Raw genomic sequence first — 18,305 nt, forward strand, 5'->3', positions numbered from 1 at the left:
CGAACCGGGGACAGTCCCCGTTTGTTCTCTCGCGTCAGCGAGGGGCGTCGGATCGGGAGGTGCGGGCGATGTCCAGGGAACTGGATGAATGGCATGACCGCCTGGGCGGATTCGTCAGGCGGCCGACGTTGGAGGAATATGCAGACAAGTACGCCGACCACCTTGTCATAGAGCGCAACGACGGGGTGATAGAGCTGAGAATGCACTCCAAGGGCGGCCCTGCCGTCTACTCCCTGGGGCTTCACAACGCTTGGGGCCAGGCGTGGCAGGAGATCGGCAACGACCCCCGCAACGAGGTCGTGATTCTGACGGGGACCGGCGACGCGTGGCTGGCCGGCGTCGACCCCGTCTCCTTCGCCCAACCGTTTCATGAATGGCCCGGCGATGTCGCCCACGAACTCTACTACGACGCGATGAAGCTCTTGGAAAACCTTGTTTTCGGAGTCGATGTCCCCACGATCGGGGTGGTGAACGGCCCCGGCTTCCACACCGAGCTTGCCCTGTTCTGCGACATCACGCTCGCCGCCGAGGACGCGGTCTTCTCCGACGGGCACTTCGCCGCCGGACAGGCGCCGGGCGACGGTCTTCAACTGGCCTTCCAATCCTTGCTGGGGCCCAAACGGGCCGCTCACGCCTTCTACACCGGTGAGCGGATCGACGCTCGCAAGGCGCTCGACCTGGGACTGGTCAACGAGGTGCTGCCCACCGACGAGCTGCTGCCTCGCGCACGACAGATCGCCCGGACGATGATGGACAGGCCTCGATCCACGCGACGCCTGACTCACGCCATCGTGCAGCGCCCCTTCCGGCGGCGATTGCTGGAGGATCACGGTTTCGGCATGGCCCATGAGCTCTTCGGCGCTTTCACGGACCGGCCCGGCGACCGGGGTTGACAATGGCGGCGGCGAGCCGGTCATTCCTCGATGCCCACACCGCCCTCCTGGCCACCGCCGTCCTCGTCGCCTTCACGGTTCTGCCGCGGACCGGCCCGCCGTCACCGCTGGTCCACCCCGGGCCACAACCCGCCGGGTCATCGTAGGAAGGTCAGCAACATGTCCAGCGGCCGCGGCACGCGATCGAGGTCGAGTGCCGCGACGAGCGGGCGGGCGTAGCGGATCTTGCGGCCGCTGCCTGCTCCCATGAACCGGCGCAGCTGGTCGTGAGTGGCGCCCCCGCGCCACGCGGGTTGCTTCTGGAGCGTACGGAAGGAGCTGAGCTCGCCCTCGGCATCGACGACGCGCTCAACCGTGGCGGTGCCGAGGGCGCGGATCAGCTCGTCCTCCAGGTCGGCGACACAGGCGAAGAATCCGAGCGCCTCCATGTCGCTTCGGCTGAGATCGGATCCGAAGCCGGCGCGCTCGAGCCCCCTCCGGAAGTCGTCTTCCTCCCCGACGTCGCACAGACCGGCCAGCCGGAGATTGCGGCCGGGAGGGCCGAACCTGCCGATGTACGTCCCGATGTTCGTCGCACCGCCCATCGCCACGAGGAGGATGCCCTCGGCCGCCAGGTCCCGGCCACGGCGCTCGGCCAGCGCCTCGACGGCCGACCTGTCACTGGCCCCCTCGACCAGGACCACGGTTCGCGTGTCGCTCACGAGCCCAGCCTCGCACCGAACATGGAAGAGGTTCGACCCCTTTACTGGCGCTATGGTGTCCCGGAAAGTCCACCTTTTCCGACGGGAGCACGGGTGGCTGGACGCGTCATCGCCCACGGCGGCGTCGTTCCAGGTCCGCGGCGGCCGTTCCTGGACGCGGCGGCGGCGTCCGCGATCATCGGGGTCTTCTGGCTTCCATCGATCATCGAGGCGGCCGGCACCTGGCGCTCGGTCGCGGGGCTGGCACTGGCCGCGGTCGCGGCGGCGGCGATGCTGCTCCACCGGCGTCTGCCGTTGGCGGCGGCGACGACCGCGGGTGCCGCGACGGTGGCGGCGGGCATGCTGGGCCTGTGCCAGGATCCGATGCTCGCCACTGCATGGTGTCTTTACTCGCTGGCGCTGACTCGCGCATCGCGGGTGCCCATGTTCGTCCTCGTTTTCGCCGGCGCCGTCGCCGTCCTGGCGGTCGTGACAGGTGTCCCGGAAGGGAGTCCGGGCGGGTTGGGGCAGCGTGTGGTGATCGCGGCCGCGGCCTTGAGCGTGTCGTGGTTGCTGGGGGTCGCCGTGGGGAGGCAGGTCGAGTCCGCTCGGGAGGGCGAACGCGCCCGGGCGGCCGAGCAGGCCGTTCGTGTGCAGCTTGACGTCGCTCGTGACGTGCACGATGTGGTGGGACACGCCCTTGGGGTGATCAGTGCCGAGGCCGGGGTGACACGGGGCCTCGCGGACGCGAGCGAGCAGGAGCTCCGTGACACGCTCGCCGACATCGAGAGTCACGCGAGGTCGGCCTTGGAGGACGTCCAGTCACTCGTCCGTTCGCTCCGGGCGGGCCTGGGCGTGGAGCCGGGCCGAGCGGACACGGCAGCGCCCGTCCCCGGCATCTCGCGGCTGCCGTCACTCGTCGCCGCCGCGCGCGCCGCTGGAGTGCGCGTCGACGCGCGAATCACCGCGCCTGAGCAGGTCGGCGACGTTGTCGCGGCAGTCGCGTTCCGGAGCGTTCAGGAGGCGCTGAGCAACGTGGTGCGGCACGCACCGGGCGCCGCCTGCACCGTGGAACTCCACGCGGACGGCGATGTGCTCGTCGTGCGCATCCGTGACGACGGCCCCGGCATGAAGGACGGCGTGTCCGGGTTCGGGTTGCGGGGGATGCGGGAGCGGGCGCATCTGGCCGGTGGCACCGTGACCTGGCGGAACCTGCCGGATCGAGGCTTCGAGGTCGAGGCGCGGCTTCCGCTGGGAGGCTCGCGATGACGCCCGTCAGCGTGTTCCTGGCCGACGACGACAGCCGGTTCCGCGCCGCGTATCGGAAGTTGTTCGAGCGCACCGGGGGTTTCCGCGTCGCCGGGGAGGCGGCCGACGGCGTGGACGCACTGCGGCTGATCCTCGCGCTCGCACCCGACGTGGCCTTGCTCGACGTGCAGATGCCGGGCGGCGGCGGGCTGGACGTGGCCCGCCGGGTCCTCGCCGAGGCGGAGGGCACCCGAGTGATCATGCTGACCACGTTCGATCTCGACGAGTATGTTCACGAAGCCCTGACCTTGGGCGCGTCGGGGTTCCTGCTGAAGAACGCCTCGCCGCCCGAGGTGCTCCATGCGGTTCGTACCGTTCACGCGGGCCATGCCATGCTCGCACCGGAGGTCACCGCGAGGCTGATGCGCCAGTTCACGCCGAGACGGTCGCAGCGTCGGCACGCGTTCGCCGACGAGCTGCTCTCCGAGAGAGAGTTGCAGGTGATCCGCCTGGTCGCGCGCGGGCGTTCGAACCAGGAGATCGCCGACGAGCTCTTCCTCAGCCTGGAGACGGTGCGCACCTATCTCAAGCGCATGTTCGCCAAGCTCGGTGTGAACGACCGCACTCACCTCGCCGTGCTCGCCTACGAGGCAGGACTGCTGCACGGGTCTCGCTGAGGAGTCCACTTTCGGGGGACGCGGCCCGGGACTTCGTCACCGCAGGCTGGACGAAATCATCCAGCCGACGGATCAAGGTGTGCAGTGATCGAAGTTACCGGCCTGAGCAAGCACTACGGGAGCAAAAGGGCGGTCGATGAGGTGACGTTCACGGCCCGGCCCGGCCGTGTCACCGGGTTCCTCGGCCCGAACGGCGCCGGCAAATCCACCACGCTGCGCGTTCTGCTCGGCCTGGACGGGGCCACCACCGGACGAGCGCTGATCGGAGGGAGGCGCTACCGGGACCTGAAGGACCCGCTGCGAACGGTCGGCGCACTGCTGGACGGCGCGGGCCCGGTGCCCGAGCGCCGCGCGATCGACCACCTGTCGTGGATCGCCCAATCGAACCGGATCCCCCGCGAGCGGGTGCGGGAAGTGCTCGATCTGGTCGGCCTGACGGACGCGGCGAAGCAGCGGGTGAAGAAGTACTCACTGGGAATGAGGCAGCGACTCGGGCTCGCCGGGGCGCTACTCGGCGAGCCGGAGATCCTCATCCTCGACGAACCCGTGAACGGACTGGACCCGGACGGCATCCGCTGGGTCCGTACCTTCCTCCGGGACTACGCGGCCGGTGGCCGCACCGTGCTGTTGTCGAGTCACCTCATGACGGAGACGGCCGGCACCGCCGATGACGTGGTGATCGTCAACCACGGCCGTATCGTCACCCAGGGCTCGCTGGCCGAGGTCACGGCCGGTCACGCCTCGCTGGAGACGGCGTTCTTCGCCCTCACCGGATACCGGACCGGATCGCGGTGGTGAGCGCGATGCGGGCGGCGACCCGAGCGGAACTGACCAAGATCTACACGCTGCCCAGCGTGTGGATCGTCACCGGCGTCATCCTCGCCCTCCATGTGCTGGTCCAGTTCCAGCCCGCCCAGCTGTTCGCCGACGCCGTGGCGAACATCACTCCCGAGGGCACTATCGAGGTCTTCGCCGGCGAACCTCAACCGGCGGCGGAGGCGATCCTCGGCCTTCTAGCCGGAGGGACGCTGCAGATGGGCCTGTTCCTGCCCGTGCTCGCCGCCGTGATCGCGGGGCAGGAGTTCCGCTCGCAGCAGATCGGGCTGACCGTGCTCGCCATGCCGCGCACCGTTCGCATGCTGGCCGCCAAGCTCCTCGCCACGGCACTGTACGTGCTTGTCGTCGCGATCCTCATCGCGGGCATCGGCACCGCGTTCATGTACGGCGCCGTCGACGCCTGGAATCCGGGCATGCTCCTGAGCGGTGAAGCCTTCCTCGGCCAGGCCCGGTTCATCGCCTTCGCCGTCTTGTTCTGCCTTACCGTGTCCGCTGTCACCATCGTCGCGCGCAACACCCTGACCGGCGTCATCGTCGCCGTGGCACTGATCGCCGTCACGATGAGCCAGGTCCTGGCCGGGCCGGCCCCGCATCTGGACGCGCTGCTGCCGCTCAGCGCGGCCAGGAACCTCATGCTCGATCCCGGCGTCAACGACCTCACGGCCGGCCGGGAGCATGGCCTGCTCGTCCTCGTCGGATGGGCCGCCGTAACCGCCGGCGCCGCGGCGATCACGCTCAGCAAGAGGGACGCGCGATGAGAACCGCGACGCCGGCTCCTCTGCCGATGGAGACCATCCGGTTCAGCGACATCCTGGCCGCCGAGCGGATCAAGATCACCACTCTCCCCGCCACCTGGATCGCTCTGGTCATCGCGTTGTGCGCCAACACCGTGCTCGGGGTCGTCGCGGCCACGGACGTCGTCCGCATCGCCGGTCAGGACGGTCCGATCCCGATCGCCCGGCTCGGCACCCTCATGCTGGCACCGGTCTACGTGTTCATCGCGATCGCGGTCTTCGCGGCCGGCAGCGAGCACCGCGGCGGCCAGTTGCGCGTCAGCCTCGCCGCCGTCCCCGACCGCGACCGGCTCTTCGCCGCCAAACTCACCGTCAGCGCGGCGCTCAGCCTGATCGCGACGATACCGGCCGTCCTCCCGGGCTACGCGCTGCGGCACGCCGCGGCGGTTCGCGCCGGAGAGCTGCGAGCCGGCCATGCCGTGGCCGGCTTCGTGGCTCTCCTGACCGTTTATCTCCTGCTCGGCCTCATCGGGCACGGTTTCGCAGTTATCGCGAAGACGGTCATCACTCCTCTCGCCGTGCTGTTCATCACACCCGTTCTCGTCTCACCGCTGTTTCGGAGCACTCTGCCGCACGTGGTGAAGTTCCTCCCGCACGAAGCAGCCCTGAGCCTTCTCGGGATGCCCGCCGACCCGGCCATCGCGCTCCATCCGGTCGCCGGGCTGCTCGTGCTGGCGGCCTGGGCGGCTCTGTCGGCTTCCATCGCCTGGAAAATCTTCGTGCACAGAGACAGTTGAGGGCCTCTCGTGTGAGGCGCTCATCCACGGACGATCGATCCGTGGATGAGCACGGCATGGACCCGTCTTGCCGCGTTTGCGACTGTTGGTGCGACCGACAGAACCGCTGACCAGGGAAGACACCATGAAGAACGACCTGTCCGTACCCGACCTGACCGGCAAGCTCGCCGTGGTGACCGGCGCGAGCGACGGCATCGGCCTGGGCCTGGCCGTACGCCTCGCCCAAGCGGGCGCCGACCTCGTGCTGCCGGTCCGCAACCCGGTCAAGGGAAACGCCGCCGTCACCCGCATCCACGCGGCGGCTCCCGGCGCGGTGGTGGGTCTGCGCGAGCTGGACCTCGCCTCGCTCGACTCCGTGGCCGCGCTCGCGGACAAGCTGAACGCCGAGGGCCGGCCGGTCCACATCCTGGTCAACAACGCGGGCGTCATGACGCCGCCCACCCGGCACACCACGGCAGACGGCCTGGAACTGCAGTTCGGCACGAACCACGTCGGCCACATGGCGCTGGTGGGGAGGCTCCTGCCGCTGCTGCGCGCCGGGCAGGCGAGGATCACCACCATGTCGAGCAGCGCCGCCCGCACCGGCAAGATCGACTGGGAGGACCTCCAGAGCGAGCGCAAGTACTCGCCGATCCGCTCGTACGGCATGTCGAAGCTGGCCAACCTGATCTTCGGCCTGGAGCTCGACCGGCGCAGCCAGGCCGCCGGCTGGGGGATCGTCAGCAACGTCGCACACCCCGGCACGACGCTGACCAACCTGTACGCCTCCGGCCCGAACATGGGCCGGCAGCGTCCTTCCCCCCACGAGGCGATCATGAAGCGGCTCTTCCGCCTGGGCCTGTTCGTGCAGACCGTCGACAAGGGCATGCTGCCCGCCCTGTACGCTGCGACCAGCCCGAACGCTCAGGGCGGCCGGTTCTACGGCCCTGACGGCCTCGGCCAGTTCACCGGCGCCCCGACCGAGCTGGCCGTCTACAAGCGGGCTCGTGACGAGGCCGCCGCGGCCCGGCTCTGGGACGTCTCCGAGCGGCTGGCCGGGGTCACGTTCGACGCCTGACGATCGAGGGGGAGACTCGTCTCATGGACCGGGCCCAGCTCGCCCACTTCCTGCGTACGCGGCGGGAGGCGCTGCAACCCGAGGACGTCGGCCTGCCACGCGGGCCGCGACGCCGTACGGGCGGGCTGCGCCGCGAGGAGGTGGCCGCCCTGTGCGGCATGTCCGCGGACTACTACAGCCGGATCGAGCAGCAGCGCGGGCCCAACCCGTCGGAGCAGATGCTCGCCGCGATCGCCCGCGGCCTGCGCCTGTCGCTCGAAGAGCGCGACCACCTGTTCCGCCTCGCCGGACATGCCACGCCGAGACGGGCCTTCCGTGGCGACCACATCAACCCCGGAATGATGCGCATCATCGACCGGCTGGATGACACCCCCGCACAGGTGGTGAGCCACCTCGGCGAAACGCTCAAGCAGACCCGGCTCGCCGTCGCGCTGATGGGCGACGAGAGCCTCCACACCGGGATGGCCCGCAGCCTGCACTACCGGTGGTTCACCGACCCGGCCTCGCGCCTGATCTATCCCGAGGAGGACCACCCGAGGCACACCCGCCTCATCGCCGCCCACCTGCACGACGCGTACACGCGGGACGGCAAGGGCTCTCGTGCGGCGGAGATGGTCGACGCGCTGCTGGCGGTGAGCCCCGAGTTCGAGGCGATCTGGCGTGAGCATCCCGTGCTGGGTTCGTACTGCGAGCCGAAGCGCATCCGGCACCCGCGGCTCGGCGCGCTCGAACTGCACTGCCAGACCCTGGTCGACCCCGACCAGTCCCAGATGTTGATGGTCTTCACCGCCGCACCCGGCAGCGAGAGCTACGAGAAGCTCCAGCTGCTGTCGGTGATCGGGGACCAGCGCATCTGAAGCACTCGGGCTCGCATCACCTGCCGCTGTCGGCCGAGAAAAGGACTCGTCATCGCCGCGCTCACGGCGCCGCCCGGTAGTGGTAGCCGCACACCTCCTCGAAACCCGCCCGCGCGTACAGCCGTACGGCGGCGGCGTTCTCGCCCTCCACCTGCAGATACATGCGGTCCGCCGCCCGCGTGCGAGCCCAGCCGGCCAGCGCGGCGAGCACCTCGCGGGCCGCGCCCTTCCCCCGCGCCGGCGGAAGCGTCGCCATGCCGAACACCCCCGCCCAGCCGTCGTCGGCGACCGCCCGGCCGACCGCGACGACATCGGCTCCGACGATCACCGAGGCGTAGGCGCTCGGCCGCTCCACCCGTCGGAGCAGATCACGCTCGCCATCGTGACCGTGCACAGCGCGCCAGACCTCGAACCAGTCGTCCACCGGCCGGTCGTCCACCCGTACCCGCGGCGACCCTGCCGGCGCCTGCTCCAGCACCCGCGCGGTGGGCGCCGCCTGCAGCGACATCCGGCCACCACGGCGGTAGCCGCGATCCGCCAAGAACGCGTCGAGACCGTCAGGGCAGGCACCCGGGCTGATCTGGAAGCGCGCGTCCAGGCCGTGCCGGCCGTAGAACTCCTCAGCCCGCCCCACTCTGCGCGCAAGCTCCTCAGGCCCGGCGTCGCCGTGCGGCAGCACCGTTCCCACCCACCAGGAGCAGCCGGGCGCGAGGCGCAACCACCACCCGTCCACGTGCTCGACGTGCTCAGCGGGCAGAGCCCGGGCCGCCCTCTCCTGAAGGTTTCTCACCATGTGCGAGCCGGTGACGCAGATCATGCCCGCATCGTCGCATGCGCTGCGCGCCCGCCCGGGAGAGGGCCGTCGGGTCACCGGGGACGGCGGAGGGCGGTCTCGATGGCGGCGAGATGGTCCGCGACCGGGCCCACGGTGAGCAGGCCGCTGCCCGCCCCGGCCAGCTCCGCCGCAGCGGGGGAAAGCTCGCTGTGTGCGCGTTCCATCGTGCGCCGGTCGCCGACGGCGATGGCCGCACGGCCGGCGAGGCACCACAGGGCCTCGAACAGCAGGTCGCGGGGCGGCTCCGGGATCCGATGGAGCGCCGCGGCCGCCTCGCGGGTGCGGTCTCGGGCCAGCAGCACGAAGGGGCGGGCCCATGGCTCGTAGGGACCCCAGTCGGCGCCCTCTACGGCCTCGACGGGCCGCGCGTGCCACACCCGCAGGCACAGCAGCGCGAGTGGGAGCAGCCCACGTTCCAGCCCGGGCATGCCGGCCCCGTCCAATCGGGCGGCGGCGTCCCGGTAGGCCGCCTCCGCCTCGGCCGCGGGTGCCTGCCCGGTCGCGGCGAGCCGCAGCGCCCGGTACCACTGGGTGAACACGCCCACCAGCGGCAGCTCGTGGCGCTCGGCCAGGCGCTCGGCAGCGTCCGCGTGCCCGTCCGCATCCGGGAAGTCCGCGAGCGCGCTGCGGGCCTGGAGCCGGATGAGATGCCCGAGCACCTCGAAGGTCGCCAGGCCGTGCCGGGCGGACAGGGCGACCAGTTCGGCGCCGATCGCGTCCCGACGGAGAGCTAGACCCGCCCGGTGGAAGGTCTGCATGAACACGCCGTTGAGGGCGAACGCCAGCAGGGCGGGATCGTCCAGGCCGCGGGCGATCCGCTCCGCCTGCCGGGCGGCCCGTGGCCCATGCGGTGAGCGGGTGCCGCGCGACTCAAGGGCGATCGTGGCCAGCAGGCGGGCCCGCGCCGCCGGGTGCGCGTCCGGTGGGAGGGCGGCGAGGGTGCGCTCGGCCGCCGCCACGATATCGGCGGCCTGCCGCGGGTCGTCGACGCGGGTCCAGATCGCCGGTACGTCGTAGGCCCCGATCACCCGGGCGGACAGCTCGGCGTCGCCCAGCTCTTCGGCCGCCGTGATCGCCGCCACGCGGTGCTCGCGCGCCGCCTCCAGGCCGTCGCCTCCAGTCACGGCGAGATCGCGCAGCAGGCCCACCGTCGACGCCAGCCGGGCCCGGGCGCCGGACGCGACGGTGCGGTCGTAGGCGGCGGCCGCCCGCGCCCAGACCCGTCCCGCCGCACCGGCTGCGGGGTCGAGGTGACGGGCATGGTTGAGGATGTCTACCTCCAAGTGGCGCAGTCCTGGCCCCGGAGCCACCCCGAGCTGCTCGACGAGCATCGCCCGCGCCCGCCGCAGCACCGCCAGCGCGTCACCCTGGCGGCCGGCGCGGTACAACGCCAGAGCCAGCAGCCGCCAGGCGTCCTCACGCCAGGGGTGCTCGGCCACGTGCGCGTCCAGATCCGGCACCGCCGCGGCGGCACGTCCGAGCGCCAGCCGCGCCTCGGCCTGGCGCTCGACGGCGTGCAGCCGCAGCTCGCCCAGGCGGGAGCGCTCCGCGCGCGCCCAGGTTTCCTCGGCGAAGTCGGCGTAGGCGGGCCCACGCCACCACCCCAGCGCCTCCTCCAACCGCGCGAGCGCGTCAGCGGGCGGCAGCGCCGTGGCGCCGGCCACCGCCTGCTCGAAACGCCAGGCGTCCACCTCACCCGGCTCCGCGCGCAGCGCGTACCCCGGCCCCTCGGTGACCAGCAGCCGGGCCGGCGTGCGGGGCGGGCGCTGCGGTTCCAGCGCGCGGCGCAGCGCGGCCACGAAGGTGCGCACCGCGCCCACGGCCCCCGGCGGCGGGTCCTCCCACAGGTCCTCGACGAGGCGGGTCACCGGGACGACCCGGCGCCGGGCGACGAGCAGCCGGGCCAGCACCGCGCGGTGCCGCGGCCCCTTCAGGGCGATCGCGCCCCCGGCGCCGTCCCAGGCCGCCACGGGTCCCAGCACGCCGAACACCGCTCGCACCCCTTACCACCCTTTCCGGAGGCATCGTCCCTGGTCACGGTAGCGCGCTCATTCGATGCTCATCCGCGCCCGGCAGGCTGTGAGGCGCCTGTTCATCTACGGAAAGGGCCTGCCATGACGCCTGTCATCCCCGGTTTCGACTATCAGCGCGTTCCCGTCGCCGACGGCGTCTCACTGCGCGTCGCCGTCGCGGGCTCGGGCACCCCGTACGTGCTGCTGCACGGCTTCCCGCAGACCCACCTGATGTGGCGGCACGTCGCCGCCGACCTCGCGGCCGACCACACCGTGATATGCCCCGATCTGCGCGGCTACGGCGACAGCGACAAACCCGCCGAGACCGGTCCCGGCGTCTACTCCAAGCGGACCATGGCCGCTGACATCGTCGCCCTGGCCCGCGCCCTGGGGCATGAGCGCTTCGCGCTGGCCGGACACGACCGCGGCGCGTTGGTCGCCTTCCGTGCCGCGCTGGATCACCCTGAGAAGATCACCCACCTGGCCTGCCTGGACGTGCTGCCGACGCTGGAGATGTGGGAGGTCATGCGCGGCACAGGCGCCGCCGTCGGGTTCCACCTCTACCTGATGGCGCAGCCTCCGGGCCTGCCCGAGCAGATGATCGCCGCCAGCGCGGACGCCTTCTTCGGCCACTTCCTCGACATCTGGGCCAACGACCCGCAGGCGATCCCCGCCGACGTCCGCGCCGCCTACCTGGACGCCTGCCGCGACGCGGTGCCTTCGATCGTGGCCGACTACCGCGCGTCCGCCGGCGTCGACGTCGACCACGACCAGGCGGACCGGGACGCCGGCAACCGGCTGCGAATGCCGGTCACCGTGATCCAGCAGGACTGGGGCGCCGCCCTCGGCTTCGACGCGGCGGCACTGTGGAGCGCCTGGGCGCCGGACCTGCGGCACACCACCGTCAGCTGCGGCCACTTCATGGCCGAGGAAGCCCCCGCCGACATCGCCAAGGAGCTTCGCGACCTGCTCGCCCGCTGACCGCCGTCCGCGAGGACCGCCTCGGCTCCTACGATGCCACCCTGTTGATCGATCCGATCGACCGCATCGACGCCCGAAACGCCTAAGGGCCGGCCGGTGTCTCGTGCGGGGAGAGGAAGCCAACCGTCACCGCGCCGCCCTCCCGTACCGCGTGAGGACGGCGGCGCCGGCCGGCTCGGCCGACAGGCACTCCAGGTAGGTGGGTGGCCCGCCGGCGGGGAAGAGCCGTTCGCCGGTGCCGAGGATCGTGGGGAAGGTCAGCAGGCGGTACTCATCGATCAGATCTGCGGCCATCAGCGCCCGCACGACGCTCAGGCTGCCGGTGACGATCACATCCCGCTGCTCGCGTCCGACCGCGTCGGCCAGATCGCCGTCGATGACCCGCGAGTTCATCCACGCCGACGCGTCGGTCAGCGTACGGGAGACGACCAGCTTCGGTACGGCGTTCATCCGCGCGGAGAACGGGTCGTCACGTCCCGGCCACAGCCGCGAGAACAACTGCCAGGTCGTACGCCCCAGCACCATCACCCCGTCGTCCAGCGTGCTCCCGAGCCGGAACTTGTCCCCGGCGACGGTCTCGGGGCCGTGCCGGAACGCCCAGCCGCCGGTCGGCGTGCCTGCGCGCCCGTCAGGGTCGGACACGATCCCGTCCAGGGTGATGAACTGTATGACGATGACGCTCACGATGGATGTCCCTTCGGTCGATGCTCACCCGTACATACCGGTGGCATCTGCCGGACTCATCGCGCCAGGCGAGACCCGTCGGAAGAAATTCGCCCGGGCAGGTCGAAGGCCTTGAACACGCGTGGATCGGAGAATGTGACGTTGCGCGCGACCCGGCCGCCGGTGACCGTCAAGACCTGGAGGCTGTGGAGCCGATGCCCGCCGCCAGGCTCCGGGGCGTACGCGGCGAGCGCGGGCTGGCCGTTGGCCGTCAGGCGACTGGTGGCCCAGCCCGTGCCGCGCATCGTGAAAACGCGGCGCATGAACAGGCCGTAGTCGCGACGACCCCGGTACCACAATGGCACCGGCGGCATCTCCAGGACGGCGTCCTCTGTGAGAAGGCGCACGAGCGCGGGGACGTCGGCCGCCTCGAACGCCCGCACGTACCGCTCGATCACCGCGCGCGTCTTCGGGTCGTCCGGCTCGTCGGCCTCATCGACCTCGTTCGCTTCCGCGACGGCGGCGCGGGCCCGCTGCAGGGCGCTGTTGACGGCCGGGACCGTGGTGCCGAGCTGGGCGGCCACCTCGGCGGCACTGAATTCCAGCACCTCACGGAGCACGAGCACGGCCCGTTGTCGTGGCGGCAGGATCTGCATGGCCGCCACCAGCGCGAGGCGTATGTCGGCCCGTACCCCAAGGTCGGACCGCGCGTCGGGAAACGGCTGGAGCCAGGGAACGTCGAAGGCCGGTGTGAGCGGTGCCCCGGGATCGTCGCCGGCCGCGACCAGCCCGGACGGCAACGGCCGCCGCGCACGCCCCTCCAGCGCGGACAGGCATACATTGGTCGCGATCCGATACAGCCAGGTCCGTACGGACGCGCGCGTGGGGTCGTACCGGTCCCGGGCCTTCCAGGCCCGCAGCATCGTCTCCTGCACAAGGTCCTCAGCCTCGTGGAACGAGCCGACCATCCGATAGCAGTACGCCACCAGCTCACCCCGGTATCGCTCAGGATCCACAGGCCCATCATGAGGGACACGGCCTTCGATCATGTCGGCGGAGTGTGGGCGACCGCGTCTCCGTGCGTGCTGTCGGCGTTGTAGTGGAGAGGCGGGGCCGCCGGGGGTCTGAAGCCCTTGGCCATGGCCTTGGCCAGGTATTTCCGCGCCAGGGTCGGGTCGTGGAGATCGGGGGAGCTCGACCATGGGCAGCCGAATAGTCAAAAAGGTGATTAGTCACTAAACTGAGTATCCGACAGGCTCGTCCCGGAAAGAGGGGGCTCGATGGCGTTGCGGCATGCAGTATTGGCGGCACTGCTGGACGAGGAGCTCAGCGGATACCAGCTCGCCAAGGCGTTCGACACGGGTGTGGCGAACTTCTGGCACGCCCTGCCTCAGCAGCTGTACGCGGAGCTGGCCAAGCTGGAGAGCGACGGGCTGGTCTCGGGCCGGGAGGTGGTCCAGGACACCCGGCCCAACAAGCGCCTCTTCCAGGTCACGGAGGCCGGTCTCGCGGAGCTGGACCGATTCGCGGCGAGTGTGAACAAGCCGTCCTTCATCCGTGACGACCTGCTCGTCAAGGTCCAGGCCGCCGACCACGTCGACACCGACGAGCTGATCGCACAGCTCACGGAGCGAGCCGCCTTCGCCGAGGCGAAGATCGAACTGTTCGGCGGGCTGCTGCGGCGGATGCGTGGCGACAGGAGTGAAGAGAAGTTCCTGCGCCACGGCGCACGGATCGGCCCCTACCTGACCTGTCTGCGCGGCCTCGCGTTCGAGCAGGGCAACCGGGACTGGTGCCGCCGGAGCGCGGCGATCCTGCGGGAAAGGCGGACCGCTCATGCACAGCGGTGAGTACCTGCGTTACGTCGCCTTGGGCGACAGCCAGACCGAGGGGCTCGGTGACGGCGACGAGATCACCGGCCTGCGTGGATGGGCCGACCGGCTCGCCGAACAACTCGCGGCGAGCAGCCCCGGCCTCCAGTACGCCAATCTGGCCGTACGCGGACGCCTCGCGGCCCACGTCCACGCCGAGCAGCTCGGCCCCGCCCTCGCCCTGCGCCCCGACCTGGCCACGGTCGTCGCCGGAGTCAACGACCTGATCCGGCCCCGCTTCGACGCCGACGAGGTGGCCGGCCACCTTGAGGCGATGTTCGCCGCGCTCACCGCGCAAGGCGCCCGCGTGGCGACCGTCACGTTCCCCGACGTCGCCAGGATCACTCCACTCGCACGACCGATCGGCTCCCGCGCGGCAGCCCTCAACGACCGCATCCGCGCCGCGGCCCTCCGCCACGGGGTGATCGTCGCCGAGACCGCCCACCACCCGGTGGTGACCGACCCCCGGCTGTGGAGCGAGGACCGGCTCCACGCCAGCCCCCTTGGACACGAGCGGATCGCCGCCGCTGTCGCCCACGCGCTCAGGCTTCCCGGCAGCAGCGACGCCTGGACCCACCCGCTCTCCTCTCCGGCGGCCGTCCCCTACGGATGGCGCGCCGTGGCCGCCGAACTGCGCTGGGCCGCCGCCTTCCTCGGCCCGTGGCTCGGCAGGCGTCTGCGAGGCCGGTCGTCCGGCGACGGCCGCGTAGCCAAACGCCCGCACCTCCTTCCCGTCCAGGCTCTTCCGGTGGAAAGCGAAATCAACTAGCCCCGGGGCCCGCCCGTGTCGGTGGACGAGGCCGTCGGCGCGGCCGGGACGTCGTATGCCGCGACCGACCAGGCTCCGGGACGCTCACCCAGCTCGGCGGCCAGCCGGTCGGCCGTCTTCGGGTCGGACAGGTCGTACTTCCCCTCGCACGTGCTCTCGGACCGGCATGAACCGCGTCCGCGCGCGACGGGAGCATCGGGGGGGAAGACCCAGAACGTGATGTTGTGATCGCGGCCGAGCCAGCCCCGCTCGTACGCCTTGTCCGCGAGCATGCTGAGCGCGCCGTCCGGGCCGCACACGCCGCCGGCGCCGCTCCCTCCCTCCTTGCTGTAGAAGATCGAGCCGGGCGTCTCGCAGAAGATCACGATCGCGATCTTCTTGCTTGCGGGACGGAACCGGAGGGTCACCTTCGTCGCCGACCGGGGCATCCCGGCTCCCGCCAGCCGATCCAGCCCCTTGTAGACGCGCGGCGCCTGCTCGAAGGCGGGGGAGGACGCGAGCGGCGGCGCGGGTTCGGAAACGCCGGCGAGGTTCGACACCAGCATGACCACTGTCATGACGACCACCGCGGTGGCGACGGCGGCGCCTGCCGTCCAGCCCCAGTGCCGGCGCGTACGGGGATGTCGTACGGGAGCCTGTTGAGCGGCCAGCCGCGCGCGGGCCCTGGCCACGGTCTCGGCTGACGGCGGCGGCACGTCCGGTACCGCCTGGGCGAGCAGCGTGATCTCATCCATCGTGCGCCTCCTTCAGCGGGTTGACGTCGCCCAGCGCCTTGCGAAGCTGCTTACGCGCTCGGTTGAGCCGGGACGCCACGGTGCCGTAGGGGATCTCCAGGGCGGCGGCGACCTCCTGGTGGGTCAACCCGCCCAGCGCCACCAGCAGCACGACGTCCCGGTCGCCGCGGTTCAGACCGGCAAGCGCCCCCGCGAGCCTGCCGTTGAGGTTCCGGGCCGAGACACGAGTGAGCGTCGCGTCCTCGTGACTTTGCGCCTCGCGTTCGGATGTCCGGCTGAGCGCTTTCCACCTGCGGATCTCGCTGCGGCGGTGCCTGGAGACGAGTTTGGTGGCGATGCCGTACAGCCAGGGCCTGGCCTGACCGCGCGAGGGTTCGTAACCGCCTCTGGCGGCGACGAGGAAGACCTCGGCCGCCAGGTCGTCGGCGTCGTCTATGGAAAGCCGCCGGGCGATGTAACGGTGGATCTCGGCGAAGTGCGCGTCGAAGATCCGATCGAGGTCGATGCCCAGACGGGTCGGAACGCTCATGCCGGCTGCCCCGTCGGCATCCGCAATTGGGTCACACTGCTCTCCATCCGATTCGGAAAAGCGGTCACCTCTGATTGCCCGATCGGCCGGATTGCTTTCACGCATCCCCCGGCAAGCCACCGGAGCCCAGGAAGGTCGGGACGGGGGCCGATCAGTCACTGTCGATCGGCGTGTTCTTGCTCGGCGGCTACGGCGCAGGCGGCGTCGAGGCGCTCGAACGGGCCTGGACCGTCGTGCGGCCTCGGCGGGGCGCCGAGGTGGCGGACGCGAAGCTCGTCCATGAGCTCCTCGATGAACGCCGGACCCCCATCGCGCATGAGCTGCTGCCGGCTCCGGAGCTCGTCGCTGCCCGGGCGCCAGTCGAGGCCCCAGTCGCCGAGGGCGTAGATGATCGGAAGGGTCCGGATGCCGGCCTCGGTGAGGCTGTAGCGAGCACGCTGCCCCCGCGCGGCGGTGCCGCGGGTGAGGATCCCCGCGTCGACGAGCCGCACGAGGCGGTCGGCGAGGATGTTCGACGCGATGCCCTCGATCGACCCGGTGAGCAGCGCCCGGAAGTAGCGGCGGTCGCCGAAGATGACGTCGCGCAGCACGAGCAACGACCAGCGATCTCCGAGCACCTCGACGGCGGCGTTGATCGGACACCCGGACCGTGGTTCCACGATTCCTCCCTTGACAGGCATTTCGCCCTACCTATAGTGATTGCAGAATACAACCACTTTTGGAAGGGGTGCTGATGGGCCGCTTCGTCTACTCGATGCAGGTGTCCCTCGATCTGCGGATCGAGCAGGTTCCCGGGGACAACGGCGCCGGCGAGTGGCTGCGCATCGACGAGGAACTGCACCGCGAGTGCAACGCGCAGACCCAGGCGCTCGCGCTCATGGTCCAGGGCCGGGTCTTCTACGAGGTCATGGAGGAGTACTGGCCGCGGGCGCGCGAGGACGCGTCGCTGCCCGGCTACATGCGTGAGTACGGCGAGATCTGGACCGCCAAGCCCAAGGTGCTCGTCTCCCGCACCCGCCGCAACGCCGATCACAACACCCGGATCATCGGCGGAGACGACGCGATCGAGCAGCTCGCCGCCCTGCGGGCCGGCACCGACGGCAGCATCAGCGTGGGCGGGGCGGCGCTCGCGACGCAGCTGCTCCGGGCGGGGCTTCTCGACGAGCTGCTGCTCTTCACCCATCCGGCGATCCTCGGCTTCGGCAGGCCGCTGTTCGACGACTACGACGTGCCGATCGACCTCGACCTGCTTGAGCAGCGATCGTTCGAGCAGGGCGTCACGATGCATCGCTACGCCGTCCAGGATGCGAAGGAGGCGAGCTCGTGCTGAGGCGGGTCGCGGAGGGTGTGTGGGTCCATGAGAGCGAGTTCTGCCAGAGCAAAGCCGTTGTCGTGCAGGGCCGGGGTGGCGTGTTGCTCATCGACGCCGGTGTGCTGAGCGACGAGCTGGCCTGCCTCGCGAACGACCTGTCCGATTCGGGCCAGACCGTGGTGGCGGGCTTCTCGACGCATCCTCATTGGGATCACCTGCTCTGGCATCCCAGGCTCGGCGCGGCGCCCCGTTACGGCACCGCGCGTTGCGCGGCCACTGTCCGGGAGCGCCTGTCGGGTGGGGTGGATGCGGTCGCGAAGGCCGCCGGCATCCCCGAGGAGGTGCCGCTGGACCTGCTGGGCCTCATCACCGGCCTGCCCGCCGAGACGGCGCGGATCCCCTGGGACGGCCCCGGGGTCCGGATCGTCGAGCATCAAGCGCATGCTCCGGGCCACGCGGCGCTGTTGATCGAGGAACGCGGGGTCCTCGTCGCCGGCGACATGCTCTCCGACGTCCTGGTTCCCATGCTCGACCTGAACGGCGCCGTTGACCCGATCGAGGACTACCTCGCCGCGCTGCGGCTGCTGGAGGGCGTGGCGGGCGACGTCGACGTCTTCGTCCCGGGTCACGGATCCGTCGGCGGAGCCGACGAGGCGCATGCCCGGATCGACCAGGATCGGGCGTACCTGCAGTCCTTGCGTGACGGCCGTCCTCTCAGCGACCCGCGGGTCGGCCCATCGGCCAAGGACGGCTGGGAGTGGGTGGCCGGCGTGCACGAACGGCAACTCCAGCGATTGACGTGACCGGTCGCTCGGCTGC

General features: G+C 71.0%; 21 protein-coding genes. 13 read left to right on the forward strand and 8 right to left on the reverse strand.

Going from position 1 to position 18,305, the window contains the following annotated elements; translation table 11 throughout:
• The first annotated feature begins 68 nt into the window (after nt 1-68).
• On the forward strand, nt 69-893 hold the full coding sequence (locus AB0B72_RS07275; RefSeq protein WP_367737521.1) for an enoyl-CoA hydratase/isomerase family protein: 825 nt from the start codon (nt 69-71) through the stop codon (nt 891-893).
• A gap of 137 nt (nt 894-1,030) precedes the next feature.
• Here the strand turns inward: AB0B72_RS07275 and AB0B72_RS07280 are convergent, their stop codons facing one another.
• On the reverse strand, nt 1,031-1,594 hold the full coding sequence (locus AB0B72_RS07280) for a TOPRIM nucleotidyl transferase/hydrolase domain-containing protein (RefSeq protein ID WP_367737522.1): 564 nt from the start codon (nt 1,592-1,594) through the stop codon (nt 1,031-1,033).
• Between the two features lie 93 nt (nt 1,595-1,687).
• Here AB0B72_RS07280 and AB0B72_RS07285 point away from each other — a divergent pair, with 93 nt between their 5' ends.
• The 7 genes from AB0B72_RS07285 to AB0B72_RS07315 all read left to right on the forward strand — a co-directional run bounded on the left by AB0B72_RS07285 (nt 1,688) and on the right by AB0B72_RS07315 (nt 7,780).
• A complete protein-coding gene (locus AB0B72_RS07285; protein ID WP_367737524.1) occupies nt 1,688-2,842 on the forward strand; it encodes a sensor histidine kinase in 1,155 nt (384 codons plus the stop codon).
• Nucleotides 2,839-3,498 carry a response regulator gene (locus AB0B72_RS07290; protein ID WP_367737526.1) on the forward strand — a complete coding sequence of 220 codons (660 nt, stop codon included), beginning with the start codon at nt 2,839-2,841 and terminating at the stop codon, nt 3,496-3,498. The genes AB0B72_RS07285 and AB0B72_RS07290 overlap by 4 nt, the downstream gene beginning before the upstream one ends.
• An 84-nt stretch (nt 3,499-3,582) precedes the next feature.
• Complete coding sequence (locus AB0B72_RS07295) at nt 3,583-4,296, forward strand: ABC transporter ATP-binding protein (protein ID WP_367737528.1); 714 nt, start codon at nt 3,583-3,585, stop codon at nt 4,294-4,296.
• A gap of 5 nt (nt 4,297-4,301) precedes the next feature.
• A complete protein-coding gene (locus AB0B72_RS07300) occupies nt 4,302-5,093 on the forward strand; it encodes an ABC transporter permease (protein ID WP_367737529.1) in 792 nt (263 codons plus the stop codon).
• Entirely contained in the window at nt 5,090-5,866 is a 777-nt protein-coding gene (locus AB0B72_RS07305) for a hypothetical protein (protein WP_367737531.1), read from the forward strand. Before AB0B72_RS07300 ends, AB0B72_RS07305 begins: the two co-directional genes overlap by 4 nt.
• 124 nt (nt 5,867-5,990) lie before the next feature.
• The gene (locus tag AB0B72_RS07310; RefSeq protein ID WP_367737533.1) at nt 5,991-6,923 is read left to right on the forward strand and encodes an SDR family oxidoreductase; all 933 of its coding nucleotides are present in this window, start codon (nt 5,991-5,993) and stop codon (nt 6,921-6,923) included.
• A gap of 23 nt (nt 6,924-6,946) precedes the next feature.
• Nucleotides 6,947-7,780, forward strand: a complete 834-nt coding sequence (locus tag AB0B72_RS07315) for a helix-turn-helix transcriptional regulator (RefSeq protein ID WP_367737534.1) — start codon at nt 6,947-6,949, stop codon at nt 7,778-7,780.
• Between the two features lie 61 nt (nt 7,781-7,841).
• On the opposite strand, the gene AB0B72_RS07320 is transcribed toward AB0B72_RS07315, so the two are convergent.
• Complete coding sequence (locus AB0B72_RS07320) at nt 7,842-8,597, reverse strand: GNAT family N-acetyltransferase (RefSeq protein ID WP_367737536.1); 756 nt, start codon at nt 8,595-8,597, stop codon at nt 7,842-7,844.
• 50 nt (nt 8,598-8,647) lie between these two features.
• On the reverse strand, nt 8,648-10,615 hold the full coding sequence (locus tag AB0B72_RS07325) for a BTAD domain-containing putative transcriptional regulator (protein WP_367737539.1): 1,968 nt from the start codon (nt 10,613-10,615) through the stop codon (nt 8,648-8,650).
• Between the two features lie 114 nt (nt 10,616-10,729).
• On the opposite strand from AB0B72_RS07325, the gene AB0B72_RS07330 reads away from it, so the two are divergent.
• Nucleotides 10,730-11,608: an alpha/beta fold hydrolase gene (locus tag AB0B72_RS07330; protein ID WP_367737541.1), complete on the forward strand. Its 879-nt coding sequence runs from the start codon at nt 10,730-10,732 to the stop codon at nt 11,606-11,608.
• 126 nt (nt 11,609-11,734) lie between these two features.
• Here AB0B72_RS07330 and AB0B72_RS07335 read toward each other — a convergent pair whose 3' ends face one another.
• Together AB0B72_RS07335 and AB0B72_RS07340 are read right to left on the reverse strand one after the other, a co-directional pair.
• Nucleotides 11,735-12,292, reverse strand: coding sequence for a dihydrofolate reductase family protein (locus tag AB0B72_RS07335; protein ID WP_367737543.1), 558 nt, complete (start codon nt 12,290-12,292; stop codon nt 11,735-11,737).
• Between the two features lie 56 nt (nt 12,293-12,348).
• Entirely contained in the window at nt 12,349-13,287 is a 939-nt protein-coding gene (locus AB0B72_RS07340) for a sigma-70 family RNA polymerase sigma factor (protein WP_367737545.1), read from the reverse strand.
• 264 nt (nt 13,288-13,551) lie between these two features.
• Between AB0B72_RS07340 and AB0B72_RS07345 the strand changes: the two genes are divergently transcribed.
• A complete protein-coding gene (locus tag AB0B72_RS07345; RefSeq protein ID WP_367737547.1) occupies nt 13,552-14,121 on the forward strand; it encodes a PadR family transcriptional regulator in 570 nt (189 codons plus the stop codon).
• Complete coding sequence (locus AB0B72_RS07350) at nt 14,108-14,911, forward strand: SGNH/GDSL hydrolase family protein (protein ID WP_367737548.1); 804 nt, start codon at nt 14,108-14,110, stop codon at nt 14,909-14,911. Before AB0B72_RS07345 ends, AB0B72_RS07350 begins: the two co-directional genes overlap by 14 nt.
• On the opposite strand, the gene AB0B72_RS07355 is transcribed toward AB0B72_RS07350, so the two are convergent.
• The 3 genes from AB0B72_RS07355 to AB0B72_RS07365 all read right to left on the reverse strand — a co-directional run bounded on the left by AB0B72_RS07355 (nt 14,908) and on the right by AB0B72_RS07365 (nt 16,833).
• Nucleotides 14,908-15,645: a hypothetical protein gene (locus tag AB0B72_RS07355; RefSeq protein WP_367737549.1), complete on the reverse strand. Its 738-nt coding sequence runs from the start codon at nt 15,643-15,645 to the stop codon at nt 14,908-14,910. The two genes, AB0B72_RS07350 and AB0B72_RS07355, sit on opposite strands and share 4 nt — an antisense overlap.
• Nucleotides 15,638-16,174 (reverse strand): RNA polymerase sigma factor, encoded by a 537-nt coding sequence (locus AB0B72_RS07360; protein WP_367737550.1) that lies wholly within the window; start codon nt 16,172-16,174, stop codon nt 15,638-15,640. The genes AB0B72_RS07355 and AB0B72_RS07360 overlap by 8 nt, the downstream gene beginning before the upstream one ends.
• A gap of 155 nt (nt 16,175-16,329) precedes the next feature.
• Nucleotides 16,330-16,833 carry a winged helix-turn-helix transcriptional regulator gene (locus AB0B72_RS07365; protein WP_367737552.1) on the reverse strand — a complete coding sequence of 168 codons (504 nt, stop codon included), beginning with the start codon at nt 16,831-16,833 and terminating at the stop codon, nt 16,330-16,332.
• A gap of 74 nt (nt 16,834-16,907) precedes the next feature.
• Between AB0B72_RS07365 and AB0B72_RS07370 the strand changes: the two genes are divergently transcribed.
• Nucleotides 16,908-17,504, forward strand: a complete 597-nt coding sequence (locus tag AB0B72_RS07370) for a dihydrofolate reductase family protein (protein ID WP_367737554.1) — start codon at nt 16,908-16,910, stop codon at nt 17,502-17,504.
• Entirely contained in the window at nt 17,498-18,289 is a 792-nt protein-coding gene (locus tag AB0B72_RS07375; protein WP_367737556.1) for an MBL fold metallo-hydrolase, read from the forward strand. Before AB0B72_RS07370 ends, AB0B72_RS07375 begins: the two co-directional genes overlap by 7 nt.
• Nucleotides 18,290-18,305: the final 16 nt, after the last annotated feature.

Origin of the sequence: Microbispora sp. NPDC049125 (genome assembly GCF_040802045.1) — a bacterium.
Lineage (GTDB): Bacteria > Actinomycetota > Actinomycetes > Streptosporangiales > Streptosporangiaceae > Microbispora.